Origin of the sequence: Amycolatopsis sp. NPDC101161 (assembly GCF_044768185.1) — a bacterium.
Lineage (GTDB): Bacteria > Actinomycetota > Actinomycetes > Mycobacteriales > Pseudonocardiaceae > Amycolatopsis.
This window is the reverse complement of sequence record NZ_JBIWPI010000006.1, coordinates 173050-198375: the sequence shown is the minus strand read 5'-3', so window position 1 is coordinate 198375 and position 25326 is coordinate 173050. Positions and strand designations below refer to the sequence as shown.

21 protein-coding genes are annotated in these 25326 nt (G+C 70.7%); 8 read left to right on the top strand and 13 right to left on the bottom strand.

Annotation, left to right across the window (positions count from 1 at the left end; translation table 11 throughout):
* Positions 1-36: 36 nt before the first annotated feature.
* A complete protein-coding gene (locus tag ACIRSS_RS39420) occupies positions 37-594 on the bottom strand; it encodes a hypothetical protein (RefSeq protein WP_400904360.1) in 558 nt (185 codons plus the stop codon).
* Between the two features lie 327 nt (positions 595-921).
* Between ACIRSS_RS39420 and ACIRSS_RS39415 the strand changes: the two genes are divergently transcribed.
* Positions 922-1677: a hypothetical protein gene (locus ACIRSS_RS39415; protein ID WP_400904358.1), complete on the top strand. Its 756-nt coding sequence runs from the start codon at positions 922-924 to the stop codon at positions 1675-1677.
* On the opposite strand, the gene ACIRSS_RS39410 is transcribed toward ACIRSS_RS39415, so the two are convergent.
* Positions 1656-2381: a BTAD domain-containing putative transcriptional regulator gene (locus tag ACIRSS_RS39410; protein ID WP_400904356.1), complete on the bottom strand. Its 726-nt coding sequence runs from the start codon at positions 2379-2381 to the stop codon at positions 1656-1658. The genes ACIRSS_RS39415 and ACIRSS_RS39410 overlap by 22 nt on opposite strands.
* A gap of 114 nt (positions 2382-2495) precedes the next feature.
* Between ACIRSS_RS39410 and ACIRSS_RS39405 the strand changes: the two genes are divergently transcribed.
* On the top strand, positions 2496-3206 hold the full coding sequence (locus ACIRSS_RS39405) for a PP2C family protein-serine/threonine phosphatase (protein WP_400904354.1): 711 nt from the start codon (positions 2496-2498) through the stop codon (positions 3204-3206).
* Here ACIRSS_RS39405 and ACIRSS_RS39400 read toward each other — a convergent pair.
* Genes ACIRSS_RS39400 through ACIRSS_RS39390 form a run of 3 tightly spaced genes read right to left on the bottom strand, consistent with a single transcriptional unit; the run spans position 3203 to position 4313 of the window.
* Positions 3203-3682 (bottom strand): DUF2127 domain-containing protein, encoded by a 480-nt coding sequence (locus ACIRSS_RS39400; protein ID WP_400904352.1) that lies wholly within the window; start codon positions 3680-3682, stop codon positions 3203-3205. The genes ACIRSS_RS39405 and ACIRSS_RS39400 overlap by 4 nt on opposite strands.
* Positions 3683-3708: 26 nt before the next feature.
* Positions 3709-4125 carry a hypothetical protein gene (locus tag ACIRSS_RS39395; RefSeq protein ID WP_400904350.1) on the bottom strand — a complete coding sequence of 139 codons (417 nt, stop codon included), beginning with the start codon at positions 4123-4125 and terminating at the stop codon, positions 3709-3711.
* Positions 4119-4313, bottom strand: a complete 195-nt coding sequence (locus ACIRSS_RS39390) for a zinc finger protein (RefSeq protein ID WP_400904348.1) — start codon at positions 4311-4313, stop codon at positions 4119-4121. The genes ACIRSS_RS39395 and ACIRSS_RS39390 overlap by 7 nt, the downstream gene beginning before the upstream one ends.
* 79 nt (positions 4314-4392) lie before the next feature.
* On the opposite strand from ACIRSS_RS39390, the gene ACIRSS_RS39385 reads away from it, so the two are divergent.
* Positions 4393-5226 carry a helix-turn-helix domain-containing protein gene (locus ACIRSS_RS39385; protein WP_400904346.1) on the top strand — a complete coding sequence of 278 codons (834 nt, stop codon included), beginning with the start codon at positions 4393-4395 and terminating at the stop codon, positions 5224-5226.
* 13 nt (positions 5227-5239) lie between these two features.
* On the top strand, positions 5240-5404 hold the full coding sequence (locus tag ACIRSS_RS39380; protein ID WP_400904344.1) for a DUF397 domain-containing protein: 165 nt from the start codon (positions 5240-5242) through the stop codon (positions 5402-5404).
* A gap of 63 nt (positions 5405-5467) precedes the next feature.
* Here ACIRSS_RS39380 and ACIRSS_RS39375 read toward each other — a convergent pair whose 3' ends face one another.
* The 5 genes from ACIRSS_RS39375 to ACIRSS_RS39355 all read right to left on the bottom strand — a co-directional run bounded on the left by ACIRSS_RS39375 (position 5468) and on the right by ACIRSS_RS39355 (position 12645).
* Entirely contained in the window at positions 5468-7801 is a 2334-nt protein-coding gene (locus tag ACIRSS_RS39375; protein WP_400904342.1) for a GH92 family glycosyl hydrolase, read from the bottom strand.
* A gap of 97 nt (positions 7802-7898) precedes the next feature.
* Positions 7899-9347 (bottom strand): amidohydrolase, encoded by a 1449-nt coding sequence (locus tag ACIRSS_RS39370; RefSeq protein WP_400904340.1) that lies wholly within the window; start codon positions 9345-9347, stop codon positions 7899-7901.
* Positions 9348-9569: 222 nt separating this feature from the next.
* The gene (locus ACIRSS_RS39365) at positions 9570-11123 is read right to left on the bottom strand and encodes an ABC transporter permease (protein WP_400904338.1); all 1554 of its coding nucleotides are present in this window, start codon (positions 11121-11123) and stop codon (positions 9570-9572) included.
* Positions 11120-12028 (bottom strand): ATP-binding cassette domain-containing protein, encoded by a 909-nt coding sequence (locus ACIRSS_RS39360; protein WP_400904336.1) that lies wholly within the window; start codon positions 12026-12028, stop codon positions 11120-11122. Before ACIRSS_RS39360 ends, ACIRSS_RS39365 begins: the two co-directional genes overlap by 4 nt.
* Before the next feature lie 2 nt (positions 12029-12030).
* The gene (locus ACIRSS_RS39355) at positions 12031-12645 is read right to left on the bottom strand and encodes a TetR/AcrR family transcriptional regulator (protein ID WP_400904334.1); all 615 of its coding nucleotides are present in this window, start codon (positions 12643-12645) and stop codon (positions 12031-12033) included.
* A 236-nt stretch (positions 12646-12881) separates the two neighbouring features.
* Between ACIRSS_RS39355 and ACIRSS_RS39350 the strand changes: the two genes are divergently transcribed.
* Together ACIRSS_RS39350 and ACIRSS_RS39345 are read left to right on the top strand one after the other, a co-directional pair.
* The gene (locus ACIRSS_RS39350) at positions 12882-16115 is read left to right on the top strand and encodes a S8 family serine peptidase (RefSeq protein ID WP_400904332.1); all 3234 of its coding nucleotides are present in this window, start codon (positions 12882-12884) and stop codon (positions 16113-16115) included.
* Between the two features lie 170 nt (positions 16116-16285).
* On the top strand, positions 16286-17311 hold the full coding sequence (locus tag ACIRSS_RS39345) for a glycoside hydrolase family 99 protein (RefSeq protein ID WP_400904330.1): 1026 nt from the start codon (positions 16286-16288) through the stop codon (positions 17309-17311).
* A 171-nt stretch (positions 17312-17482) separates the two neighbouring features.
* Here ACIRSS_RS39345 and ACIRSS_RS39340 read toward each other — a convergent pair whose 3' ends face one another.
* Complete coding sequence (locus tag ACIRSS_RS39340) at positions 17483-18646, bottom strand: ROK family protein (RefSeq protein WP_400904328.1); 1164 nt, start codon at positions 18644-18646, stop codon at positions 17483-17485.
* Between the two features lie 97 nt (positions 18647-18743).
* Between ACIRSS_RS39340 and xylA the strand changes: the two genes are divergently transcribed.
* The gene (gene xylA / locus ACIRSS_RS39335) at positions 18744-19892 is read left to right on the top strand and encodes a xylose isomerase (RefSeq protein ID WP_400904326.1); all 1149 of its coding nucleotides are present in this window, start codon (positions 18744-18746) and stop codon (positions 19890-19892) included.
* 17 nt (positions 19893-19909) lie between these two features.
* Positions 19910-20299, top strand: coding sequence for a VOC family protein (locus ACIRSS_RS39330; RefSeq protein ID WP_400904324.1), 390 nt, complete (start codon positions 19910-19912; stop codon positions 20297-20299).
* Between the two features lie 41 nt (positions 20300-20340).
* On the opposite strand, the gene ACIRSS_RS39325 is transcribed toward ACIRSS_RS39330, so the two are convergent.
* Positions 20341-24210 carry a carbohydrate-binding protein gene (locus ACIRSS_RS39325; RefSeq protein ID WP_400904323.1) on the bottom strand — a complete coding sequence of 1290 codons (3870 nt, stop codon included), beginning with the start codon at positions 24208-24210 and terminating at the stop codon, positions 20341-20343.
* Positions 24211-24313: 103 nt separating this feature from the next.
* The gene (locus ACIRSS_RS39320; RefSeq protein ID WP_400904322.1) at positions 24314-25315 is read right to left on the bottom strand and encodes a sugar phosphate isomerase/epimerase family protein; all 1002 of its coding nucleotides are present in this window, start codon (positions 25313-25315) and stop codon (positions 24314-24316) included.
* Positions 25316-25326: the final 11 nt, after the last annotated feature.

Below are 25326 nucleotides of genomic sequence, written 5' to 3'. Positions count from 1 at the left end.
CGAACGCCCGGGCTTCCCAGCGGGAGCCCGGGCGTTTCACGCGATCCCGCGGGCTTCGCGGACGAACGTGTCGCGGTGGGAGCCGCGGAAGACGGTCGTCTCGACGAGGGCCTCGAAGTGCCGGTACCCGCCGAGGGCTTCGGCCTCGTCGAACGCCTCGGCCGCGGCGGCGGTGCCGTAGCCGCCGCACCCCGCGACGACCACGACCTCCGAGGTTTCCGGCGCGAAGGGGTTCGCGGCGCGGATGACCAGACCGTAGTCGACGCGCGGCTCTCCGGCGTCGTCGAAGCGGGGCGAGGCCGCGAAGCCGGACTTGCGGTCGTAGACGGCGGAGCCGTCCTCGGCGAACCCGAGCGAGAGCACGCCGTCCAGGCGCTCGAGAACCTTTCCGGTGAGGGAATTGCCGCCGATGAGGATGAGGTCGTCGCAGAGCTGGTTGTCGGTGACCGCGCCGGCTTCGACGAGCCGCACGGCGGCCCCGAGCTGAGCTTGCAGTTCGACGGCGGCGAGCAGGTCGCCTTCGTCCACCATGCCGGCGGGGAAGCGCAGGCCGAACACCATCAGCGGACGGGAGTCGTGCGACGCTGCGACCATGGTCGGCTCCTTCGGTCGTTTAACCGAAATCGTCGCAGGTCAGCGGCACGTTACGGCCGGGGCCGCAGGTGGTGGCCGACGGTGCCGACGAGGTCGACCGCGGCCCGGCGCTCGGTGAATCGCCACCCATCGGCGGTGCGTGTGAAGCGGTCCGCATGCGTGGGTGGCGACGCGGGAACGACCTCGGCGCCTCGGAAGTCTCCGCCGCAGCGAACGAACACATCACCGCGCGGTGATCGTCCACGGGACGAGCGTACAGAGAAAGTATAGAAATCTTGCGTACCGTGGCGGCGACGGCGGCAGGGGGCCGCCGACGGGGGTGAATCCATGACGCTCGATCGACGCGGCCTGCTCAAACTCGGTGCGGGGGCGGCCGTCGCGGTCGCGGGTACCGGCCTGCTCAGCGGGACCGCCGAGGCTTCGACGTTGCCGCCGGTGCCGGGCATGCTCGGCGACCGGAAGGCCAACGAACTCTGGTACCAGCTCGACGAAATCGCGCTGTACCACCCGGCCCAGGAGGTCCGGGACGCCTACGCCGTCCTCTTCCCCTTCATCCAGCAGAACGCCCCGGGCGGCCTGCCCGCGAAGTGGCGGGCCCTCAGCCTGGAACCGGGCTACCCGACGAACTACGCCGAGTTCGTCAAGCCCCTCGAGTCGCAGCTGAGAACGCTCTCGGCCCTGCAGCTCGGCAACTTCGACCGCTTCTACCGCGGCGACGAAGAGGGTCTCATCAGAGCCTTCAGCGCTTTCGGGCAAGGGATCCTGTTCGACCCGCGGCGGGCCGACGTCGAGTCCGAAGTGCACACCATGGACGGGGATCCGCCGTCGGGCTACCACTTCTGGCACTGCATCCAGCGCGCGCAGATGCTGCTGGGCATCGACCGCCACCGCTGGGCGCGGATCGACCCGGTGCTCGGGTTCGCGTGGGCGCTGCAGTCGATCGCGCGGCCGGATCACCGGCACGTCAACCCGGGCCTGCCGCGCGAACAGGTGCGCGCGCTCGCGCGGTACTGGCTGCCGCGGTCGCCCGCCGAGCTCGACCGGGACTTCCGCGCGACGCCCTACCCGGACAGCACCCGCTGATACGCCGCCCGCAGCACCGGGCCCGGCGCGATCCCCAGCCGCTCGGCAAGGATCCGCCGGCCCCGGTGGTACTCCGCCACCGCGTCCGCCTGCCGTCCGCTCGCGCAGAGCGCCGCCATCAGCAGCGCCCGCGCGCGTTCCCGCAGCGGGTGTTCCAGCACCAGGCCGGTGGCGTCCGGCACCGCGCGCACGTGGTCGCCCGCCGCCACTTCCGCCTCGATCCGGCCCTCCAGCACGGCCAGGCGCAGCTCCTCGAACCGCGCCGACTCCCCGGCGCGGAGCGGTTCGGCGACGTCGGCGAGCACCGGGCCGCGCCACAGGTCCAGCGCGACGCCGAACAACCGCGCCGCCCGGGTGGCGCGGCCCGCGCGCAGTTCGTCGTGCCCCACGGCGGCGAGCCGCTCGAACTCCTCGGCGTCGATCATCCCGCCGGGAGCCAGCAGGTAGCCGCCACCGGTGCGGACGAGCCCCGCCGGCCGGCCGAGGCCCTTGCGCAGACGGGAGACGTACGTGCACAGCTGCGCGTCGACCGTCGACGGCCGGTTGTCCTCCCACAGCAGCGAAATCAGCCGCTCGTCGGGCACGACCCGCCCGCGCGCCAGCAGCAGCGCGGCCAGCAGCGTCCGCGGCTTGCGGCCGCCGAGCACCGCGGGGCGGCCGTCCGCGCGGCTCACCGACAGCGGCCCGAGAATCCGGAACTCCATGTCCCCCACCCCGTTCCCACGGTACGCGGATCGACACCACCGGCACAGGAAAGTCTCAGACGGCCCACAGCTTCGGCGCGGATCATGGGTTTCAGAGGGGATGAGGAGGCCGCGATGATCACGACACGTCCGGGTTACCCGCGCTGGCACACCGCGAGCGCGCAGGGGCCGCGCTCGCTCAACGCCGATGCCGTCGGCGCCTACGCCGCCGCCGGGGGGCCCGGCGTCGTGTTCGCCCTCGCCGACGGGGTCGGGGACGATCCCGCCGCCGCGCGGGCCGCCCGGATCGCCGCCGCGGCCGCCGCACGCACGCCGGTCCACAAAGGACCCGTCGAAGCGATCCTCGCGGCGCAGCAGGCAGTGCGCGAACAGACGCTCGGGGACGCCGTGCTCGTCGTCGCCATGCCGACCGGGCACGGCGGGTACCGCATCGCCTGGGTCGGCGACGCCCGCGCGTACGCCTGGGACGGCAGCACCCTCGACCGCCTGACCACCGACCACACCCTCGCCGAGTACTTCCGCGCCCGCCACCAGCCGGTGACCCCGCGGATGGAGCACGTGGTCACCACGAGCGTCCGCACGGCGAAGGCGGAGGAGATCGGCACGGCGGAGACGACGAGCGCGGGCCTGCTGCTGACCAGCGACGGCGTCCACAAGCCCCTGGCCGGCACCGGCATCCGCGCGGTGCTGGCCCAGCCGGGCACCGGAGCGGCCGAGCTGGTCGCCGCGGCACTGGACCGCGGCGGCTCGGACAACGCGACCGCCATCTACGTCGAACCCTGGGAGGCCGACGTCACGACGGTGCGATTTCCCGTCGCCGCTTAGCGGTCCCGCTTGAGCTGCCGGTACTCGCGCAGGATCAGGACGATGATCACGACGTCGAGCGCGGCGAAGAACGGCAGCGCGATCGAGTGGGTGTGGATCGCCCGGAAGATCTCGTAGACGACGAACGCCGCGAGGACCAGCGCGGCGATCGGGTACGCGCGTACGACCTTGCGCGCCAGCGCCCAGACCAGGCCGAGCTTGATCAGGCCGTGCGCGAGCAGGTACGCGACGGCGAACGTCTTCGTGTCGCCGTGCAGGAAGTTCTCGGTCGCCGACTGGAGGTGGCGGGCGAGGGTGCCGGACGGGTCGCCCAGCAGGTCGCGCGTGATGACCGCGTGGGTGAACCCGCTGACGGTCGAGGCGGGGATGAACGCGAGGATCAGTGCCCCGACGACCTGCAGCGCGCCGTCGAGGCCCTTGATCGCGATCGCGACGCGGAAGAACTTCTCGGTCGCGGTCGTCTTCGTCTCGGACATGCCCCCAGCTCAGCACGAACGACAGGTCAGCGCACGTGGAGGCACCTTTCGCACCGTTCGTGCCGCGCTGTCCGGCCTGTCGGGTCGGTGCCGTAGAACGGGTAGCACGCCGCGCCGCAGACGGCCAGGAAGATCGGCCCGCACCGGAGGGGGTGCGGGCCGACCTGGTGGGCGACGGCCAGTGCGCGCCGCCGTGCGCCCGCTTCGGGGAGCCAGCCGTGGTCCGGGAGGGTGGCGCGGACCCGGGCGTCCAGCTCGTCGGCGCGGGCGACCAGGTCCGCGCCCAGGTCGGCGAGCCGTTCGCCGAGGTCGCGGAGGATGTCGGGCCGCGGCGCCTCCTCGTCGAGGGTGCGCGCCAGCCACGCGACGTCGAGGGCGAGCGACGTGTGCAGGTCCCGGACGCGGTCGAGCAGCCGTACGTCCCGGTCGGCGTCGGTCAGCACCGCGCCAGCCACGCGGCCCGGCACTCGGCGCAGGTCGGGTCGAACCAGTTCCCGCCGAGCTGCGGCACATCGCACACCGCGACGGTCATCTCCTCCCCGCACAGGGTCGTGAACTGTTCTTCGGGACGCGGCGGGAAGGCGACGTCGAGCGCGTGGCGCTTTCCCTCCGCTTGCTGCCACCTCAACATAGGACCATTCAATCTGTCCGATCCGGTAGACACCAACACGCTGATGGGGTGACGGACGGGCGTTCGTACCATCGGGCCCATGAAAGCGACTTCTTCCACGCCGCGCGCTCGCGCGTTGGCCGCCGGGTTGCGCGAAGTACGCGAAGCGCACGGAGTGGGGTTGCGCCAGCTGGCGCGCATACTCGGCTTCGCGCCGCAGGTGTTGTCACTGTGGGAGAAGGGGTTGAGGCTGCCTTCGGTGACGGACGTGGCCCTCATCCTCGGCTTCTTCAAGATTCGCGGCGAAAAGCAGCAATATCTGCTGGAATTGGCCAGGACGGCGCGAGAACGGGATTGGGTCACGCCGGGATCTCCCGAAATCAGCCCCGAGCTTTCCGGTTTGCTGGAATGCGAGCGGTCCGCCACCAAAATCACCGCGTGGGCCAGCTCGATCATTCCCGGGATCCTGCAGACTCCCGATTACGCTCGAGCCGTTCTCGACAACTCCGGCCTCACCCAGAGCCAGGCCGATGCCCACCTGGTCATGCGGCTCGACCGACAGAAGATGCTCACCCGCCCGGAGCCGGTGCAGTACCGCGCGATCATCGGCGAGCGCGCTCTGCGCGCGCCGGTGGCGGGCGAGGACATCATGTCCGACCAGATGGACCACCTGCTCGCGGTCGCCGAACGACCCCACGTCTCGCTGCGGGTACTTCCCACCGAGACCGGCTACCACCCCGGCCTGCTCGGGTCCTTCTTCCTCTACGAATACGAGGACACCCCGCCGATCGCACTGCTCGAGCACGCCTACTCGAGCGCCTTCCTCCACGCGGACGATCACATTCGCTCGTACCTGCGGCTTGCTAAAGTGTTGGCCGAGAGAGCTTTGAGCGAAGCAGCCTCGCGCACGGTGATCGCGGAGGCGGCCAAATAGCCCGAGGAGCCGAATGCAAGCCACCTGGCGCAAGTCGAGCTACAGCGGCGGTAACTCCGAGTGTGTCGAGGTGGCGATCGCGCGCACCGTCGGCGTGCGGGACAGCAAAGCTCCCGCCGCCGGTCAGCTCACCCTCTCCCGTCGGGCCTGGTCAGCGGCTCTTCGCCGGCTTCGCTGACGTCCGAACCCGGAAAGCCGTGAATGCCACATCGAGTCCTCGATGTGGCATTCACGGACCGACTCACATGGCGGGCGGGGCGGACTTGGTGCCCCACGCCGTCGGGGTGTCACTCAACGAAAACCGGATCTTGCCCGCGCGGAGCAGGTCCGCGTGCGAGATCCAGCCGCGGTCGTACGGCCGGTGCCCGACCTGGACGTCCTTGGTGTACTGCAGCTTCGCCGCGCTCGCGCCCGGGGCCTCGATCTCGATCTCGCGGCCGCCGGCCGGGTGGATCTCGACCTTCTCGAACATCGGCGTGCTGAGCAGGTACGTCCCGGAGCCGGGCTGGGCTTCGAACACCCCCGTCATGCCGAAGACGAGCCACGACGAAATGGTGCCGAGGTCGTCGTTGCCGGGCATTCCATAGGGCGTGTCGGTGAAGAGCGTCCGCGCCGCGCGCAGCACGGCCGACGTCTTCCACGGCGCGCCCGTCCAGCTGTACATCCAGGGCGCGTGCAGGTCGGGCTCGTTGTTCGGGTTGAAGGCGAAGTTGTTGTGGTAGTCGTACGCGCCGTGGACCCACGAGTCCTTGGCGGCCTTCGCCGGGTCCGTGAGCAGCAGCGGCATGTCGAAGAACGTGTCGAGCCGCTTTTCGGCCTGCGCCGGGCCGCCCATCAGGCCGAACAGCTTCGCCGTGTCCTGCTGGGCGAGCCACTGGTACTGCCACGGCGTGCCCTCGTGGAAGCCGGTCGACTGGGCGGGATCCGGGTCGCCCACGCCCGTGCCGTCCGCCGCGCGGGTGCGCGGGAACCCGGTGAACCCGTGGGAATCGACGCTGGTGTCCCACAGTTTCGCGAAGTTGCCGCAGCGAGCTGACAGCGTCGCCGCCTTGTCGCGGTAGCCCAGCCCGGAAGCCATGGTGGACAGCGCGCAGTCGGCGAGGGCGTACTCGAGCGTCGCCGAGCCGGCCTGGCGGGTGTCGCCGTAGGTGTAGCCCGACAGGTCCTGGTAGCCGATCCAGCCGTTCTTCACGTACGTCGGGTTGCCGTCGCGGCCGCGGAAGATCGACTGGTCCTTCGGGACTTCGTTCGCGTTGCGCCACAACGCGTCGAAGAGCTGACGCGCGGTCTTGTCGTCGAGCAGGCCGCGACGGTAGTTGTCGACGACCCACGGCGTGACGGGGTCGCCGCTCATCACGTTCGTCTCACCGCCGGCCAGCGCCCAGCGCGGGACCCAGCCGCCGTCCTGGTAGATCTTCAGGATCGACTTGGTCATGTCCGCGGCCTTGTCCGGGTGCAGGAGCGCGACCAGCTGGTTCTGCGAGCGGTAGGTGTCCCACAGCGAGAACATCTGGTAGTACGTGTCACGGCTGCGGTGGACGGCGTCGTCGAAGCCGCGGTAGGAACCGTCCACATCGGACCCGACGGACGGGTGCAGCAGCGACCGGTACAGCGCGCTGTAGTACGTCCGCTGGTCGGCGGTCGTCCCGCCGGCGACGCGCATGCGGTTCAGCTCGTCGCGCCAAGTGTCGTGAGCGGTGACACGCGCCTTGTCGAACGACTTGGGCTGCTCGGCGCCGCGGTTGAGGCGAGCGCCGTCGATCGAGGTGTACGAGAGGCCGACGGAGGCGCCCACCTGGCTCTTGTCGCTGCCGAAGGTGAGCCAGGCGCCGGTGCGCTGCGTGCCGAGCTTGGCGTCACGCTGGTTCGGCGTCAGCTTGTTGTCGGTCCAGGTGCCGAAACTGGTGAACTTGCGGTCGAACTTGGCCGAGAAGAAGACCTTGTAGCGCTCCTTCTGCGTCTCCCAGCAGAAGTTCCCGCCCTGCAGCCAGCCTTCGACGGTGTCGTCGCCGACGACGTGGACGTCGCCGGCGTAGGTGTAGCCGTTGCTCTCGCCGACCTCGATGAGGACGTTTTCGCTGGTGGCGCCGGCGGGGAACGTGTAGCGGTGCTGGCCGGTGCGCTGGGTGGCGGTCAGCTCGGCGTCGATGCCGTTGGCGAGCTTCACGCCGTAGTACCCGGGCTGGCGGGTTTCGTCGGCGTGGCTGAACTTGGCGCCGTACTGCGCGGGATCGCTGCTGGTGACGGCGCCGGTGGTCGGCATGAACCGGAAGTTGCCCATGGTCTGGCAGCCGACGCCGGAGAGGTGGGTGTGGCTGAAGCCGAGGGTGGTGTCCTGCGCGTAGTCGTAGGACGCGTACTTCTTGAGCTGGGTGTCCGGGCTGAGCTGCACCATCCCGAAGGGAGTGGTGGCGCCCGGGAAGGTGGTGCCGTCCCCGTTGTTGCCGATCGAGGTGTCGACGAGGGTGGTGGGGTCGTCGGCGAACCTCGGCCCGGCGGCTCGGGCGGGGGTCGCGAGGGCCATCGTGGTGGCCCCGGCGAGCAGGGTGGCCAGGACGCGCGTCCGCGTTCTCATTGTCCGTGTCCTCCTGACAACGTTGTCACATGCACGGTGGGATCTTTTCCGTTGTCCGGTGGACAAATCAAGCCCCGCGCGGATCGGCCTGGAACGGTCAGCTCAGGTGGGTCACGCGCCCGGCCAGAATTGTCGCCGTCACCGGGAGGGCCCGGAGGTCCGCGGCCGACAGCGCCGACGGGTCCGCCGCCGTCACCATCAGATCCGCCACGTCGCCGACTGACACCCCGCGGCGGCCGCCCGAAGACGCCGCCAGCGCGTCGGGGAAGGGGATGGACTGCTCCGGGTGCCAGGCCGGGCGGTCGTCGTCCGTCCGGAACACCGCCGAGGCGATTCCGTCCCACGGGTCCAGCGGGGCCACCGGGGCGTCCGACCCGAACTCCAGGCGGGCACCCGACTCCAGCAGGGAGCGGTAGGGGAACGCCCGGGAAGTCCTTCCGTGCCAATGGCGGTCGGCGACGTCGCGGTCGTCCGGCTGGTGCGCCGGCTGGACGGCCGCGATCACGCCCAGCTCGGCGAACCGCGGGACGTCGGCCGGGGACAGCAGCTGCGCGTGCTCGATCCGCCCGGGGCAGCCGACCTCCTCGAACGCGTCGAGGGCGATGGTGTTCGCCTGGTCGCCGATCGCGTGCACCGCGGGGATCAGCCCGTGCGTGAAAGCCCGTTCCAGCAACGGAACCAGCTCGGCCGGCGGAAGCTCCAGCAGCCCCGGGGACTCCGCACCGGGATAGGGGTCGTGGCAGTAAGCCGTGCGCGTGTTGAGGGACCCGTCCACGAAGAGCTTGAACGGGCCCACCGTCAGCAGCCCGTCCGAATCCGGGAGGACGTCACCCGTGCGGTGACCGCGTTCGATCGTCTGGTCCAGCAGGTACCTCGCGATCACGCACGAGATCCGGGCCGCCGGGGCACCTCGGCGTGTCCAGTCCGAGACCGTGTCCGCGTACTCGTAGTCGACGATCTGCGTCACCCCGCGCGCGGCCGCCGCGGACACCGCTTCGGCCACCCACTCGTCCTGGACGTCGATCGCGGCCGTCGGGAGCTGGGCCGTCGCGCTCATGCAGTCGTTCTCCAGCAGCACACCCGTCGGGTGGTCACGGCCGATCAGCTTCAGCGCCGCCGGGCTCAGCCACAGCGTGTGCAGATCCGCGCTGAACAACGCCACCGCCCGGCCGGGCAGCGCCCGCTGCAGCAGGTCCTTGTGCGGCCGGTCCGGCCAGAGCGCGTCGCGGAACCCGGCGCCCACGACCAGTTCCGACTGCCGCGCCGGCGTCGCCAGCAGGTGCGCCAGCAGCAGCTCGATCGCCTCACCCGCCGACCGCGCCGCTTCGAGCGGGATGCGGCGGCGGAAGGTCGCCCACTGCACCAGGTGGACGTGCGCGTCGACGAGACCGGGCAGCAGCGTGCCCCCGTGCCCGTCGACGACCCGCGCGGCGAACCCGGCCGACCCCGGCTCGGTGATCGCCGTGACGCGGCCGTCGTTCACCCGGACGTCCGCGAGCTCCCCGCCGAGCCCCGGCCGCACCCGGCGCAGCAGTAGATCATCCATGCGGACCACCCTGCCAGGCGGACTCATCCGGGTGAAGCACAGAGTGAGATGGGAATGAGATGGGTATTAGCTACCGTTGTAAGAGATGGCAGCCGTCGCCCGCCGAAGGGTCAGGGCCGGTCCATGGGCGCCGCCTTCACAAGCCGCGCAGGGTTCGACTCCCTCGGTTGCCGCTCGATGCAGGCGAAGGCCACCTCCAAACAGAGGTGGCCTTCACCGCGTTCAGCCCACCGGGATGTCACGCCGTCGCAACGCTGCCAGGCCCCCGATCCCGGCCACCAGCGCGATCGCCACCAGCCACAGCACCGGCGCGATCGAGAACGTCCCGCCCGGCAGCCTCGCCAGGTGCTGGAACGGCGAGATCCCCAGTACCACGCCGTTCCACCGCAAAGCCGTGCCCACCAGCGACAACAGCAGGAACGCACCCAGCAGCCCCCACGCCGCCGCCGCGAAACGCGGGACGAAACCGATCAGCAGCGCCGACAACCCGGCCAGTACCCACACCGCCGGCAACTGGGCCAGCGCCGCCGGGACCAGCGACGTGCCGGACGCCGACCCCATCGCCAAGCCCGTTACAGCCAGCAGGAACGCCGAGCCCAGCAACGCGAACGCCAGATGCGCGAGCGCCCAGCCGATGCGGCCGACCGCCGTCGCCAGCACCGGTTCCGCCCGGCCGGCCGTCTCCTCCGCACGCAGCTTCAGCGTCGCCTGGATCGCGTACCCCGCCGCCGCCAAGCCGAACAACGTCATCGTCCCGGCGAGGTACGCGTCCGTCACCGCGCCGCCACCGCCGACGCGCGAAAACACGTCCGCGACGGCCTTGTTGTCCCGCATCATCTCCGCGACGTTCCGCGCGACCCCGCCCATCAGCAGCCCGACCAGCGCCAGGCAGACGGTCCAGACCAGCAGCGTCCCCCGCTGCAGCCGCCACGCCAGCGCCAGCGGCGACCGCAGCGACGCTCGCGCGCCGGAACGCCCCAGCCGGGCCGGGAGCAGTGCCGCGCCGAGGTCGCGACGCGCCGACAACGCGACCGCCAAGACCACCAGCGAACCCGTCGCGAAGAGCGCCAGGAGCAAGACCCACCACTGCTCCCCCGCGAACGGCCGCATCCGGTGCGCCCAGCCGATCGGCGACAGCCACGCCGGCCACCCCGCCGAGCCGCTGTCCCCCGCGGCCCGCAGCAGGAACGCCAGCACCAGCACGCCGATCCCGATCCCCCGGGCCCCGCTCGCGCCCCACGTCAGCTGCGCCGCGACCGCCCCGACCCCGGCGAACACCCAGCCCGCCAACGAAAACGCCAGCCCCAGCGCGAAAGCCCCGGCGACCGGCTCGCCCTGCGCGGCGACGCCGAGCCCGACCACGATCCCGAACACCAGGCAGGCGCCACAGGAGAAAACGACCGCGGCCGCCAGGCCCGCGTGCCGCCCGACGACCGTCGCGCCGGTCAGCTCCCGGCGTCCGGCCTCCTCCTCGGTCCGGGTGTGCCGGACCACCGTGAGCAGCGCGACCAGCCCAACGACCACCGGGACGAACCCGCACTGCCACGCCAGGAGGTTCCCGACCGACGAGCCGTACAGCGGGCCGTTGCGGACCACGAACGTCGCGCTGGACGCGTTGAGGTCGTAGAAGTGCTGCCGCGCCGCCGCGTCCGGGTAGGCCGCCTTGATCGACGACAGGTACCCCAGCGGCGCGATTGCCAAGCAGACGACCCACAGCGGCATCAGCAGCCGGTCGCGGCGCAGCACCAGCCGCAGCAGCGACCACGTCCCGGTCATCGCGCCGCTCCGACCGGCTCGTCGTGCTGGTAGTGGCGCAGGAACAGCTCCTCGAGCGTCGGCGGCCGGCTCACCAGGTTCCGCAGGCCCGCCTCGGCCAGGTGCCGCATGACGTCGTCCAGCGAAGACTGGTCGACGGACAGGTGGACGTGCGAACCGTACGAGCTCAGGTCGTGCACCCCCGGCAGCGAAGCCAGGTCCGCGGGGACGTGCGCGAGCGACGCGTCGATCGTGATCCGGCCCAGGTGCCGCAGTTCGTCCAGGGTCCCGGACTCGACGGTCTTCCCCGCCCGGATGATCGTGACGCGGTCGCAGAGCGCCTCGACCTCGGACAGGATGTGCGAGGAGAGCAGCACGGTCCGGTCGCCGCGTTCGCGCTCCTCCTCGACGACCTGCCGGAACACCTCTTCCATCAGCGGGTCGAGCCCGGACGTCGGCTCGTCGAACACCAGTAGTTCCACATCGGACGCGAGCGCCGCGACCAGCGCGACCTTCTGCCGGTTGCCCTTCGAGTACGTCCGGCCCTTCTTGCGCGGGTCGAGGTCGAAGCGCTCGATGAGCTCCGCGCGCCGCTTGACGTCGAGGCCGCCGCGCAGGCGCCCGAGCAGGTCGATGACCTCGCCGCCGGTGAGGTTGGGCCAGAGCGTGACGTCGCCCGGGACGTACGCGAGCCGGCGGTGCAGCTCGGTGGCGTCGGTCCAGGGGTCGCCGCCGAGCAGGGTGGCGCGGCCGCCGTCGGCCCGCATCAGCCCCAGCAGGACGCGGATCGTGGTGGTCTTGCCGGCGCCGTTCGGCCCGAGGAAGCCGTGCACCTCGCCGGTGTGGACGGTCAGGTCGAGCCCGTCGAGGGCTTTCGCGGGACCGAACGCCTTGGTGAGGCCGTCCGCGGTGATCGCTTCGGCCATCGTCATTCCTTCCGTTGGTAGGCGGCCAGCGCTTCGCGGGCCTTTTCGAGGACTTCGGTGGTGGCGAGCGGGTTCATGAACAGGTGCCCGGCGGCCGCCGACATCCGCAGCATCGCCTCGTTCGTGCCCGGCTCCTCGCCGAGCGCGCGGGCGACGTGGTCCTGCAGGATCATCAGCCCGCCGGTCATCGCGGCGAGCGCGGCGGCGACACCCCGCGGGTCCGGCAGGTCCATGCCCTGCTCGCGGAAGTAGCGTTCGGTCTCGTCGACGATCTCCACGAACTGGGCGGCCGCGGCTTCGGAGCCGTCGATCATCGCGCGGCCCAGGTACCGGCGGTAGAGCAGCTGACGGGTGTCGAACGTCGGGACGAACCCCGGGTTCGCGGCCCCCTTCGCCAGCACGTCCTCCTTGAACTTCACCAGCTCGTCGAAGACGTAGGTGTCGCAGGCCTCACGCAGGCCGTCCTTGGACCCGAAGTGGTGGCGGATGAGCCCGCCCGACACCCCGGCTTCTTCGGCGATGTCGAGGATCGACGTCTTCTCCATGCCGCGCTCGGTGAAGAGCTTGATGGCGGCGTCGCGGATGCGGGCCCGGGCGGTGAGGTCTTCGGTGCTCATGAGCGTCCTATACGTGCGTGTAGTCGACTACACGAGAATATAGCCCGCTGCACGCGCGTATAGCAAGGTGTCCCTTTCACCGGAAATCGACGCTTCCGGTGGCCGCCCAACCGGTGATCACACTAGGCCGTTCGGCCCACAACCAATTGCGGTCGATGGGCTAACTGTCTGATTGCTGACGAAGATCTCACGATGTCTACTTCACGGACGCATCTCTTCACGAAGGGTCGTTCTCAGTGACACAGCTCAGATCGCGCTGGAGACGGCGGGCCGGGATCACCGTCCTCGCCACCGCCCTCGGCGCCTCCGTCCTCGGCGTCGCCGTTCCGGTGGCCGCCGCCCAGACCGCCCCGCCGACCTCGGGCGCGGCCGACGGCAAGACCCTCGACGAGCACGACCGCGAGCTCGTCGCCGAAGCCGAGAAGGCCGGCAAGTCCGAGGTCACGCTGCTGATCGCGGCCGAGAAGGGCCAGACCGGCGCGGCCGTCGACCAGCTCAAGGCGCTCGGTGGCGTCGTCCAGTCCACCGACACCAAGCTCGACTACGTCAAGGTCACCATCCCGCCCGAGAAGGCGGAGAAGGCCGCGAAGCTCACGGCCGTCAACGCCGTCGACGTCGACGGCCTCGTCTACCGGGACGACCCGAAGCCCGACGGCGCGACCACCCCGCTGCCGCAGCCGGCCCCGGGCAAGAACACCCCGCGCGTCAACCCGTACCTGCCGACCGGGGACACCTACGCGGCGCAGTTCGGCCAGGTCCTGCCCAACTGGGACGGCAAGGACACCACGGTCGCGGTGCTCGACTCCGGCGTCGACCTCGACTCGCCCGCGCTGGCGACCACCAGCCACGGCGAGCGCAAGATCGTCGACTGGTACAACGCCAACGCCACCAACTCCGGCGACGGCACCTGGGTCAAGCAGTCCACCCAGACCTACACCGGCACCTTCACCGCGAACGGCAAGAGCTGGACGGCTCCGGCGACCGGCGGCCCGTACACCTTCGGCGTGTTCAGCGAAACCGCGGGCGACCTGGGTGGCGCCGACAGCGAAACCGGCGGTGACGTCAACCGCGACGGCGACCGCGCCGACTCCTGGGGCGTGCTGCTCGACAGCGTGACCAAGGAGGTCCGCGTCGACCTCAACGGCAACGGCGACTTCACCGACGAGAAGCCGATGACCGACTACGCCAAGAAGTACGACGTCGGCTACTTCGGCACCGACAACCCGGCGACCGACATCGCCGAGCGGATGGCCTTCGTCGTCCAGACCGACAAGCCGGGCTACGTCGGCATCGGCATCGCCGGCGCCGAGCACGGCTCGCACGTCGCGGGCATCGCCACCGGCAACGACCTGTTCGGCGGCAAGATGGACGGCGCGGCCCCGGGCGCGAAGGTCCTGGCGGTCAAGGTCTGCCTCACCGGCAGCGCGTGCACCTCGTCCGGCCTGATCGACGGCGTCGTCTACGCCGCCAGCCACGGCGCGGACGTCATCAACATCTCGATCGGCGGCCTGCCGGCCCTCAACGACGGCAACAACGCCCGCGCGGAGCTCTACAACCGCACGATCGCCGAGTACAACGTCCAGATCTTCATCTCGGCGGGCAACAGCGGCGCCGGGGCGAACACCGTCGGCGACCCGTCGGTGGCCACGGACGCGATCTCGGTCGGCTCGTACATCACCAAGGAGACCTGGCTCTCGAACTACGGCTCGAAGACCGCGTCGCCCGAGTCGATGCACCCGTTCTCCTCGCGCGGCCCGCGTGAGGACGGCGGCTTCAAGCCGGACATCATCGCGCCCGGCGCGGCGATCTCGACAGTGCCGCGGTGGGAGCAGCCGAGCCCGGTGCCCGGCACGTACACCCTGCCGGCCGGTTACTCGATGCTGCAGGGCACGTCGATGGCGGCGCCGCAGGCGACCGGCGCGGCGGCGCTGCTGGTGAGCGCGTACAAGGCGACGCACAACGGGCAGCGGCCGCCGGTGGCGCAGCTGCGTTCGGCGATCAAGTCGACCGCGCGGTTCGTGCCGGGCATCGGCGCGTACGCCCAGGGCGCGGGCCTGTTCAACGTCCCCGCCGCGTTCGTCGCGCTGTCGCTCAACCCGAAGCCGGACGCCGTCACGACGTCGGTCGAGGTGCACACCGCGCTGTCGGGCCTGCTGGCCAAGCCGAACACCGGCGTGGGCATCCACGACCGCGAGGGCGTGACCACGGGCAAGGCCTACACCCGCACGTACACGATCACCCGCACGACGGGCTCGGCCCAGCCGGTGCCGTACTTCGCGCGGTGGACCGGGAACGACGGGACGTTCTCCTCGGCGCCGACGGTGGTGCTGCCGCTGAACACGCCGGTGAAGTTCGACGTCAAGGTGAACCCGAAGAACGCGGGCGTCCACTCGGCGTTGCTGTACCTGGACAACCCGATGACGATCGGCATCGACGTGCAGACCCTCAACACGGTCTTCGCGCCGCAGGAGTTCACCGCCGACAAGGGCTTCCAGGTCGACGTGGCCGGCAAGATCGCCCGCAACCAGGCGACCAGCTACTTCGTGCGGGTGCCGCCGGGCGCCAGCGCGCTGAAGGTGGACCTGGACGCCGGCGCCGGCGCGCCGGGCAAGGGCCAGGTGCGGTTCCTGCGCTACGACCCGACCGGCGTGCCGGCCGAGGCGAGCACGTCGACGACGTACTGCTACCTCCCCGACGCGGGGGCCGGCTGCCCGGGTGGCACGCCGACCAGCCGGACGTTCGCGAACCCGCTGCCGGGTGTCTGGGAGATCGTCGTCGAAGCGCGCCGGACGTCCGATGTGGACAATGCGGCGTACAAGCTGAGCGCGTCCGTGCTGGGCACGGCGATCACGCCGAACCCGGACACGATCGCCTCGGCCACGCTGGGCCAGCCGGTCGCGCGGTCCTACACCGTGCAGAACACGCTCGGCGCGTTCACCGGCAAGCTGAACGGCGCCACGCTGGGCAGCGCGAAGGTCTCGCGGCCGTCGATCACCGAGGGCGCGCAGCAGCAGTACCAGATCGCGGTGACGCCGGGTTCGACGTCGCTGACCGCCACGATCGGCCGGACGTCCGACGTCGGCGCCGACCTGGACCTGGTGCTGTACAACTGCACGACCGGGTCGTGCGTGGTGGCCGGCCAGAGCGCGGACGGTGACTCCGAGGAGTCGGTGACCATCGCCAACCCGGCGGCGGGCACCTGGGTCGCGCTGGTCGACGGCTACGCGGTGCCGAGCGGCACCACGGAGTACGACTACCTCGACGTGTTCACCAACCCGGCGTTCGGTTCGGTCGCGGTGACCGACGCGAACGCGGCGCGGGCGTCGGGCAGCTCGTGGACGGTGCCGGCGACGGTGACCGCCACGGCCGCCCCCGCGGCCGGCCGGATCCTGCGCGGTCAGCTGACCGTGCAGACCGACACGGGGGTCACGGTCGGCTCCTCGCTGGTGCTGGTCAACTCCGTCAGCTAGTCCCGCTCAGCGGAAACCGCCCCGGGTGCGCCCGGGGCGGTTTTCGTTTGCCCGGCGGGGTTCCTGGTGGGTTTCCGACGCAAGTTTGCGCATGTCCGGTGAAGTATTGCCCTCACTCGGGACGTGTCCGTATGGTCTGGAACACTCCGAATCCACCGAGGGGTTCCCGCATGCGACGGATTTCGACGTTGTTCGCCGCGCTTCTCCTGCTGGCGGCCACTTTGCCGGGAGTCGCGCACGCGGCCGCGCTCTCTTCCCGGACCCAGTTGTTCTACTACCCGTGGTACGGCGGCAGTTCCACCGGCTACCGGCATTGGGTGCAGGGCGGGCACACCCCGCCGGACGACATCGGGGCGAACTTGTACCCGGTGCTGGGACCGTACGACTCCGGCGACTTCTCCGGCGCCGTCGAGCAGCACATGCGGTGGATCGAGCAGTCCGGCGCCGGGGTCATCGTCTACAGCTGGTGGGGCCAGGGGTCCTATGAGGACGGCCTGGCCGCCGGCGTGCTGGAAGCCGCGGCGCGGCACGGGATTCGCGTCGCGTGGCACCTGGAGCCCTACAGCGGGCGGACGGCGGCGTCCACGGTCTCCGACGTCAACTACATCCTGGGCCGGTACGGCTCGAGTCCCGCCTTCTACCGCGAAGGCGGGCGAGGAGCGTTCTACGTCTTCGAAAGCCTGCGGATCGCGGACTGGACTCCCCTGGACCAGGTGCGTTCGTCGGCGATCGTGCTGGCGCAGACGACGGACACGAGCAAGGTCGCCCACTTCGGCGGGATGTACACCTACGACGCGATCGCCGGGGCGACGGCGCCGGGCTGGCGTGAGGCGGGCGCGTACTGCGAGGCGAACGGGCTGGTGTGGGCGCCATCGGTGGGTCCGGGCTACAACGACGACCGCGCGGTGCCGGGCAACACGACACCGACGCTGTCCCGCGAAAACGGCGCGACCTACGACCGGGAGTGGCAGAACGCGCTTTCCGCGGGAGCCGACTGGGTTTCGGTGACGTCGTTCAACGAGTGGCACGAGGGGTCGATCATCGAACCGGCACGGTCATCGCCGCCTTCTTCCGCGTACGACACGTTCGCCGGCGCGTATGGGACTTCGGGCCCGGCTTCGGAGACGGCTTATCTGGACCGGACGCGGTATTGGGCCGCCCAGCTCGCCACCCCGGCGGCGGCTTACGCCTCCTGAGCTGTCAGCGACGAGAGACCCGCGGAAGGCGGCTGGGTGCGCTACCGCAGCCGGTCGTGATCCTGCGGAGGGCCCACAGCGCCTGGGCCCGGCGAGTCCGCTGCTGGTCCTGCTGAATGGCCTGTCGCCGCTTCCAGTGGATTCAGGTCCACAGACAACACTGCCGGAGGCTTACGCCTCTTGAGCCCGGCTCACGAACGGCGCCGGATCCGCGAGCACCCGGTGCACGACCCGGCCCGCCGCGCCCAGCGTTGCCGCGTCGCCGCCCAGGCGTGATGCCGACAGCACCGGCGGTGCGCCGCGGAGGCCGCCGAGCCGGGCCGTCAGCACCTCCGACACCGGGCCGGACAGCCACGGGTACAGCTGCGTGAACACCCCGCCCAGCACGATCCGGTCGAGGTCCAGCAGGTTGACCGCCGACGTCAGCGCCACGCCGAGGGCCCGCCCGGCCGACTCGCAGGCACCCAACGCCACGCGGTCGCCGTCTTCGAGGGCGGTCAGCAAAGCGGGCACGGAAGAGGCCTCCCCGGCCGTCAGCAGCGCCTCCTGGCCCGCGAACATCTCCAGGCACCCACTTCCGCCGCACCGGCAGGCAGGTCCCTGCGGCGCCACGACGACGTGTCCCAGCTCGCCCGCCAGCCCGCGGGCGCCGGCGAACAGCGTGCCGTTCACGACCAACCCCGCACCGATGCCCACTTCGCCCGACACGTAGAGGAAGTCGCGCTCGCCGTCGCCGTACCAAAGCTCGCCCAGCGCGGCCAGGTTCGCCTCGTTGTCCAGCTCCACCGGGATCGGCAGGCGCAGCAGGTCGGCCGGGCGGACGTCCTGCCAGCCGAGGTTCGGCGCGCTGAACAGGACGCCGTCGCCGACCGGGCCGGACACCGCCAGCACCGCGCCGGCCACCTCCAGCCCGAGCCGGTGCGCCTCGGCCAGCGCGTCCGACGCCAGCGCGTGCAGTTCGGAGAGGACCTTCTTCGGCCGCGAACCGCGGTTGTCCCGCTCGCGGCGGGCGGCGAACCGGACGCCGCCGGTGAGGTCGAGCACGCGCACCGCGAGGTAGTCGACGTTGATCTCCAGCCCCAGCGACGCCACCCGCGCCCCGCTCAGCACGACCTCCACACCCGGCCGGCCGCGTTCGCCCGCGCGCGCCGGCCCGGTTTCGGCCAGCAGTCCCGCGTCCACCAGGTCGCCGACGAGCTTGGAGACCGTCGACTTGGTCAGCCCGGTCAGCTCGGCCAGCGCGGCGCGGGTCAGCGGGCCGCCGCGGCTGACGGCGCCCAGCACGACCTCGAGGTTGCGGGCGCGCATCGAATCGTGCCGCACGGCCTGGGTCATCGGGTCCTCCTGCGAAGCACTCTAACCGGCCCCTTGACGCCCGGGACCCCCGCGGCGCATATTTAGTCTACAACGTGAACTAAATGAAGGGACAGTCATGAGCGACTACGCTCCCCAGCCGGCCGACAAGTTCACCTTCGGCCTCTGGACCGTGGGCTGGCCCGCGAACGACCCGTTCGGGGTCGCGACGCGGCCGCCGCTGGACCCGGTGGAGAGCGTGCACCGGCTCGCGGAGCTGGGCGCCTACGGCGTGACGTTCCACGACGACGACCTGCTGGCCACCGAGCCCGACCGCGACAAGGCGATCGAGCGGTTCCGCAAGGCGCTCGCGGAGACCGGCCTGAAGGTCCCGATGGCGACGACCAACCTGTTCACCCACCCGGTGTTCAAGGACGGCGGCCTCACCAGCAACGACCGCGATGTCCGGCGGTACGCGCTGCGGAAGGTCCGCCGCAACCTCGACCTCGCGGCCGAGCTGGGCGCCGAGACGTACGTCGTGTGGGGCGGCCGCGAGGGCGCCGAGTCCGACGCGGCGAAGGACGTCCGGGCGGCGCTGGACCGCTACAAGGAGGGCCTCGACCTCCTCGCGGACTACGTCGTCGAGAAGGGCTACTCGCTGCGGTTCGCGCTCGAGCCGAAGCCGAACGAGCCGCGCGGCGACATCCTGCTGCCGACGATCGGGCACGCGCTGGGCTTCATCTCGCAGCTGGCGCGGTCCGAGATGTTCGGGCTCAACCCGGAGGTCGGGCACGAGCAGATGGCCGGCTTGAACTTCGTGCACGGCATTTCGCAGGCGTTGTGGCAGGGCAAGCTGTTCCACATCGACCTCAACGGCCAGCACGGCCCGAAGTACGACCAGGACCTGATCTTCGGCCACGGCGACACGAAGAGCGCGTTCTTCCTGGTCGACCTGCTGGAGAACGGCGGCTACGAGGGTCCGCGCCACTTCGACTACAAGCCGCTGCGCACGGAGGACCCGGCGGACGTGTGGGTGTCGGCGGCGGCGAACATGCGGACCTACCTGATCCTGAAGGAGAAGTCGGCGGCGTTCCGCGCGGACCCGGAGGTGGTGGAGGCGCTGGCGGCCTCCCGGGTACCGGACCTGTCGACCCCGACGCTGGCCCCGGGCGAAACGTTCGACGACGTCCTGAAGGACGACTTCGACGTGGAGGCGGCGGCCCAGCGCGGGTACCACTTCACCCGGCTGAACCAGCTGGCCCTGGAGCACCTCCTCGGCGTCCGCTGACGAGTTACCCTCGGGCGATGCTGAGCAACGCGCGGTTCGAAGCCCGCATCCCGACGCAGGACCTGGCCCGAGCGCGCCGGTGGTACGCGGAGAAGCTCGGCCTCGAAGCGGCCGAAGAGCGCGACGGCGGCCTGCGCTACGAGGGCGCGTCGGGCGTCTTCTGCCTGTTCGCCTCCGCCGGCGCGTCCGATGGTTCCTTCACCCAGCTGGGCTTCTACGTCGACGACATCGAAGCCGCGGTCGCCGAGCTGCGGGCCCGCGGTGTGGTGTTCGAGGAGTACGAAGGCTGCGTGAACGGGATCATGGACATCCGCGGCAACTACCCGAGCAAGGGCCGCGGCGAACGGGCCGCGTGGTTCCGCGACAGCGAGGGCAACATGCTCGGGATCGCCGAAGTGACCCCCTGACGGAGAAGGGCCGCCGTGTCCGCACGGCGGCCCTTCCCGGTCTACGACACCGTCAGGGTGTCGACGTCGAACAAGGAACCCGCGCCGCCCCGGAAGACCAGGTGGAGCGGGCCCGAACCCGACGTCACGGACGTCGAGACCGTCTGGAACGTCTCCCAGCTACCCGTCACCGGCACCGTCACCGTGCCCAGCAGGGCACCCGTCGCCGAGCCGTCGCGGATCTCGATCGTGCCGCCCGCGCCCGCCGACGACACCACCGCGCTGAACCGCGAAATCCCCGCCGTGCTGACCTGGGAAAAACCGGCCCAGTCGCCGTTCTCGATGTAGCCCAGGGTGTTGCCGCCGCTCGCCGGGGCGTGCGGCGCGACCTGCACGCCCGATCCCGACGTGAACGACTCACCCTCCACAGTGGACGATGACGACCCGCACGACGCCGGGGCCACCCCCGCGGCGTACCGGACCGCGCCCAGGAGCGAGGTGCGGAACACCGCGTCCGAGTACGACTCGATCGTGTGGCCCAGGCCGGTGTAGAACGCCCGGCCACTGCCCTGCGGGTGGCACCACGTGATCGGGTGGTCGGCGCCCATCTCGCCACCGGTGTAGCTGGACTCGTCCAGCGTCTGCAGCACGTGGACGCTGCCGCGCGGGTTGGTCCGGTAGTTGTACAGCTCATCGGTCCGCGTCCACACCGCGGGCAGGTTCGCCGTCGCCGGATGCGTGTTGTCCTCCGTCACGAACCGCGCCTGCTGGATCGCCGGGTGGCTCTTGAAGTACGCCCCGACGAGCTGTCCGTACCACGGCCAGTCGTACTCGGTGTCGGCCGCCGCGTGGATGCCGAGGTAGCCGCCGCCTCCCTCCACATAGGACTCGAACGCCGCCTGCTGCGTCGCGTCCAGGACGTCGCCCGTGGTCGAGAGGAACACCACCGCCTCATAAGAAGCCAGCGAAGCCGCCGTGAACACCGACGCGTCCTCGGTCGCCGTCACGGTGAAGCCGTTCGCCGCGCCCAGTTCACGGAGAGCTTGGATGCCCGCCGGGATCGAGTCGTGGCGGAAGCCCGCCGTCTTGGAGAACACCAGCACGTCGTACGACGGGTCCACCTGCGTCGGCATACCGCTCAGCGTAAAGGAATCGACGTCGAACAGGGAACCGGAACCCCCGCGGAACACCAGGAACAGCCGACCCGAGCCACTCGACACCGACGTCGTCACGTTCTGGAAGGTCTCCCAGTCCCCGGTCGACGGCACGGCCACCGACCCCAGCAGCGTCCCGGTCGCCGAACCGGACCGGATCTCGATCGTCCCGCCCGCGCCGGCCGAGGAAATCCGCGCCGTGAAGGACCGCGCGCCCGCAGTGCTCACCGACGCGTACCCGGCCCAGTCGCCGTTTTCGATGTAGCCGAGGGTGTTGCCGCCGCTCGCCGCGGCGTGCGGCGCGACCTGCACGCCGGAGCCGGACGTGAACGACTCGCCCTCGACCGCCGGCGACGCGGTCGTGAACGTGAAGGCGTCCAGGTCGAACAGGTTGCCCTGCCCGGTGACGCCCTTGAACACCAGGTACAGCGACGTCGTGCCGGCCGGCCGGTTCGCCAGGTTCGCCGTCACGTCGACGAACGTGTCCCAGTCCCCGGTGTTGGCCACCGCCGCCGAGCCGAGCAGCGTGCCGGTCGGCGAGCCCGCGCGGACCTCCAGGGTCCCGCCCGGGCCGCCGGACGACACCCGCGCGCTGATCGCCGTCGCGTTGCCCAGCGCGTACGGCGTGAACGAGATCCAGTCGCCGTCGTCGGTGTACCCGACCGTCCGGCCGCCCTCGGCCGCGCCGTGGTCGGCGAGCTGGATCCCGGACTGCGCCGCGAAGTGCTCGCCCTGGCGGTGCCGCGGCTGCAGCTTGCGCACGCTGTGCGAGGTCAGCCCGCCCTGGTCGGTGTACTGCGCGTCGAAGACGCCGTAGATGTTCGCCGCGGCGTCGTGCTCACCGTCGACCGGGACCGCGATCGAGCCGGAACACCCGGTCGCCTGCGTGATCTGGTGCTCGTGGCTGTCGTGGCCGAGGAAGTAGGTGACCTTGACCTTCGAGCAGTCCAGCGGCCCGTCCTCCGGATCGCTGCCCGTCACTTGGAAGGGCACGGTGTCACCGAAGGAGAACAGCTGCCCGTCGATCGGGGAGCCCAGCGTGACGGACGGCGCCGTGTTCCCGACCGTGACGACCAGGCTCGCCGTGCCGGTCAGTCCCTCCGGATCCGAGACCGTCAGCGTCGGCGAGTACGTGCCGTTGGTGGTGTAGGTGTGCGCCGGGTTCGCCGAGGCCGAGGTGGCGCCGTCGCCGAAGTCCCAGCGGTAGCTCAGCGCCCCGCCTTCGGGATCGGCGCTGCCCGCGGAAGAGAAGTTGACGGTCAAGGGATTCGGACCGGACGTCTTGTCGGACGCGGCTTTCGCGACCGGGTTGCGGTTCGTGCCCGCGAGGTACTCGATCCGGTAGAGCGCCTGGTTGTCGTCGCCGGTGCCGTAGTCGAGGACGTACAGGGCGCCGTCCGGGCCGAACGCCATGTCCATCACCTGCGTGCCGGACCACGGGAAGTTGTCGATCGGGCCGCGGCTGCCGTCCGCGTTGACGGTCACCGCCTTGATCCACTTGCGCCCGTACTCCCCCGCGAAGAACTTGCCGTCCAGCGACTGCGGGAACTTGACCGTCGACGTCGAAGCGGCGTCGTACCGGTACACCGGCCCGCCCATCGGCGACTCCGAGCCGCTGCCGAACTCCGGCGGCGCCCCCTCGTCACCGGCGTACTTGATCCACGCCGGCTTCGGCACCGGCAGCTTGGCGAGGCCGGTGTTGCGGAACGAGGAGTTCGTCGGCCCTCCCGCGCAGTCGTACTTCGCGCCGGACGGACCGCTCGGGAATGTGTAGTGGTTGTACGTCTCGGTGGTCGTGTTCGAGCCGGTGCAGTACGGCCAGCCGAAGTTGCCCGGCCCGGTGATCCGGTCGAACTCGACCTGGCCCTGCGGCCCGCGGTTCGGGTCGGTCGTGCCGGCGTCCGGGCCGTAGTCGCCGAGGTAGACGACGCCGGTCGGTTTGTCGACACTCATCCGGAACGGGTTGCGGAAGCCCATCGCGTAGATCTCCGCCCGCGTGTTCGCGGTGCCCGGCGCGAAGAGGTTCCCCGACGGGATCGTGTACGTCCCGTCCGCCTGCGGGTGGATGCGCAGCAGCTTGCCGCGCAGGTCGTTCGTGTTGCCCGACGAGCGTTGCGCGTCGAACTGCGGGTTGCGCGTGGTCCGCTCGTCGATCGGCGAGTAGCTGTCGGAGGAGAACGGGTTGGTGTCGTCACCGGTGGTCAGGTACAGGTTGCCGGCGGCGTCGAAGTCGATGTCCCCGCCGACGTGGCAGCACTGCCCGCGGTCGTTGGCGACCTTCAGGACGACCTTCTCGCTGGCCAGATCCAGGGTGTTGTCGGTCTTCAGGACGAACCTCGACAGGTGCAGCTCGCCCTTGAACGGCGCGAAGTCCGCCTCGGTGCCGTCGGCCGGCGCGTCACCGTCCGGAGTGGACAGTCGCGGCGAGAAGTACAGCCAGACGAACCGGTTCGTCGCGAAACCGGGGTCGGCGGCGACGCCCTGGAGGCCTTCCTCGTCGTGGGTGTAGACGTTCAGCTTGGCCGCGACCGATGTCGCACCGGCCGCGGTCGTTACGCGGACCGTGCCGTCGCGGGAGGTGTGCACGACCGACCGGTCCGGGAGCACGGCGAGCGACATCGCCTCGCCGAGCTCGGCCGCGCCGGTGGCGAGCGCGACCTGCTGGTAGTCCGCGGGCGGGATGTCCGCGCGGGCCGGGGTGCCGACGGTGAGCAGGAGGCCGGCGCCCAAGAGCGCGGTGCCGAACAGCCTCGCCCACTTCGGTGGGGACGGAGACATGCGGGATCCTTCCTGATTTTGAGCGTGCTTCGCCCCGGAGTGGCGCGAAGCCGGTTTCGATCACCTTCCGACGGGGCTGGCGGTCACCCGTTGAACAGAAGCGTTACTTCGAGGAGAAAGCGGCGTCGAAGGCCGCCGAGGGTGGGGTGAAGTTGAGCTTGCGGACGAACTCGAGCGCTTCGGGCGCGCCGATCAGGCGGTCCATGCCCGCGTCCTCCCACTCGATGGAGATCGGGCCGTCGTAGCCGATGGCGTTGAGCATGCGGAAGACGTCCTCCCAGGGGACGTCACCGTGGCCGGTCGAGACGAAGTCCCAGCCGCGGCGGGGATCCGCCCACGGCAGGTGCGAACCCATCCGCCCGTTGCGACCGTTGAGCTGTTTGCGGGCCTCCTTGCAGTCGACGTGGTAGATGCGGTCCTTGAAGTCCCACAGGAACCCCGCCGGGTCGAGGTCCTGCCAGACGAAGTGCGACGGGTCGAAGTTGAGCCCGAACGCCTCGCGGTGGCCGATCGCCTCCAGCGTCCGGACGGTGCTCCAGTAGTCGTAGGCGATCTCGCTCGGGTGCACCTCGTGGGCGAACCGGACGCCGACCTCGTCGAACACGTCCAGGATCGGGTTCCACCGCGTGGCGAAGTCGGCGTACCCGCGCTCGATCATCGACGGCGGCACCGGCGGGAACATCGCGACCGTGTGCCAGATCGACGAGCCGGTGAATCCGACCACTGTGGACACCCCGAGCTTCGCCGCGGCGCGGGCGGTGGCCTGCATTTCGGCCGCCGCCCGCTGCCGGACGCCTTCGGGTTCGCCGTCGCCCCAGATCCGCGCGGGCAGGATGGCCTCGTGCCGCTCGTCGATCGGGTGGTCGCAGACGGCCTGGCCCACCAGGTGGTTCGAAATGGCCCACACCTTGAGGTCGTACTTGGCCAGCGTCTCCAGTTTCGCCGGGACGTAGGAGTCTTCGGCCAGCGCGCGATCCACTTCGAAGTGGTCACCCCAGCAAGCGATCTCGAGGCCTTCGTAGCCCCAGCCGCTCGCCAGCTCGCACACCTCCTCGAACGGCAGATCCGCCCACTGCCCGGTGAACAACGTCAACGGTCGAGCCATGTCTGACCTCC

What these genes read in the sequence shown, in the direction of transcription:
- ACIRSS_RS39325 (WP_400904323.1), bottom strand. Translation starts at nt 24,210, where the DNA reads ATGTCTCCGTCCCCACCGAAGTGGGCGAGGCTGTTCGGCACCGCGCTC.
- ACIRSS_RS39345 (WP_400904330.1), top strand. Translation starts at nt 16,286, where the DNA reads ATGCGACGGATTTCGACGTTGTTCGCCGCGCTTCTCCTGCTGGCGGCC.
- ACIRSS_RS39375 (WP_400904342.1), bottom strand. Translation starts at nt 7,801, where the DNA reads ATGAGAACGCGGACGCGCGTCCTGGCCACCCTGCTCGCCGGGGCCACC.
- ACIRSS_RS39400 (WP_400904352.1), bottom strand. Translation starts at nt 3,682, where the DNA reads ATGTCCGAGACGAAGACGACCGCGACCGAGAAGTTCTTCCGCGTCGCG.
- ACIRSS_RS39320 (WP_400904322.1), bottom strand. Translation starts at nt 25,315, where the DNA reads ATGGCTCGACCGTTGACGTTGTTCACCGGGCAGTGGGCGGATCTGCCG.
- ACIRSS_RS39360 (WP_400904336.1), bottom strand. Translation starts at nt 12,028, where the DNA reads ATGGCCGAAGCGATCACCGCGGACGGCCTCACCAAGGCGTTCGGTCCC.
- ACIRSS_RS39355 (WP_400904334.1), bottom strand. Translation starts at nt 12,645, where the DNA reads ATGAGCACCGAAGACCTCACCGCCCGGGCCCGCATCCGCGACGCCGCC.
- ACIRSS_RS39380 (WP_400904344.1), top strand. Translation starts at nt 5,240, where the DNA reads ATGCAAGCCACCTGGCGCAAGTCGAGCTACAGCGGCGGTAACTCCGAG.
- ACIRSS_RS39390 (WP_400904348.1), bottom strand. Translation starts at nt 4,313, where the DNA reads ATGTTGAGGTGGCAGCAAGCGGAGGGAAAGCGCCACGCGCTCGACGTC.
- ACIRSS_RS39420 (WP_400904360.1), bottom strand. Translation starts at nt 594, where the DNA reads ATGGTCGCAGCGTCGCACGACTCCCGTCCGCTGATGGTGTTCGGCCTG.
- ACIRSS_RS39365 (WP_400904338.1), bottom strand. Translation starts at nt 11,123, where the DNA reads ATGACCGGGACGTGGTCGCTGCTGCGGCTGGTGCTGCGCCGCGACCGG.
- ACIRSS_RS39415 (WP_400904358.1), top strand. Translation starts at nt 922, where the DNA reads ATGACGCTCGATCGACGCGGCCTGCTCAAACTCGGTGCGGGGGCGGCC.
- ACIRSS_RS39405 (WP_400904354.1), top strand. Translation starts at nt 2,496, where the DNA reads ATGATCACGACACGTCCGGGTTACCCGCGCTGGCACACCGCGAGCGCG.
- xylA (WP_400904326.1), top strand. Translation starts at nt 18,744, where the DNA reads ATGAGCGACTACGCTCCCCAGCCGGCCGACAAGTTCACCTTCGGCCTC.
- ACIRSS_RS39330 (WP_400904324.1), top strand. Translation starts at nt 19,910, where the DNA reads ATGCTGAGCAACGCGCGGTTCGAAGCCCGCATCCCGACGCAGGACCTG.
- ACIRSS_RS39340 (WP_400904328.1), bottom strand. Translation starts at nt 18,646, where the DNA reads ATGACCCAGGCCGTGCGGCACGATTCGATGCGCGCCCGCAACCTCGAG.
- ACIRSS_RS39410 (WP_400904356.1), bottom strand. Translation starts at nt 2,381, where the DNA reads ATGGAGTTCCGGATTCTCGGGCCGCTGTCGGTGAGCCGCGCGGACGGC.
- ACIRSS_RS39385 (WP_400904346.1), top strand. Translation starts at nt 4,393, where the DNA reads ATGAAAGCGACTTCTTCCACGCCGCGCGCTCGCGCGTTGGCCGCCGGG.
- ACIRSS_RS39370 (WP_400904340.1), bottom strand. Translation starts at nt 9,347, where the DNA reads ATGGATGATCTACTGCTGCGCCGGGTGCGGCCGGGGCTCGGCGGGGAG.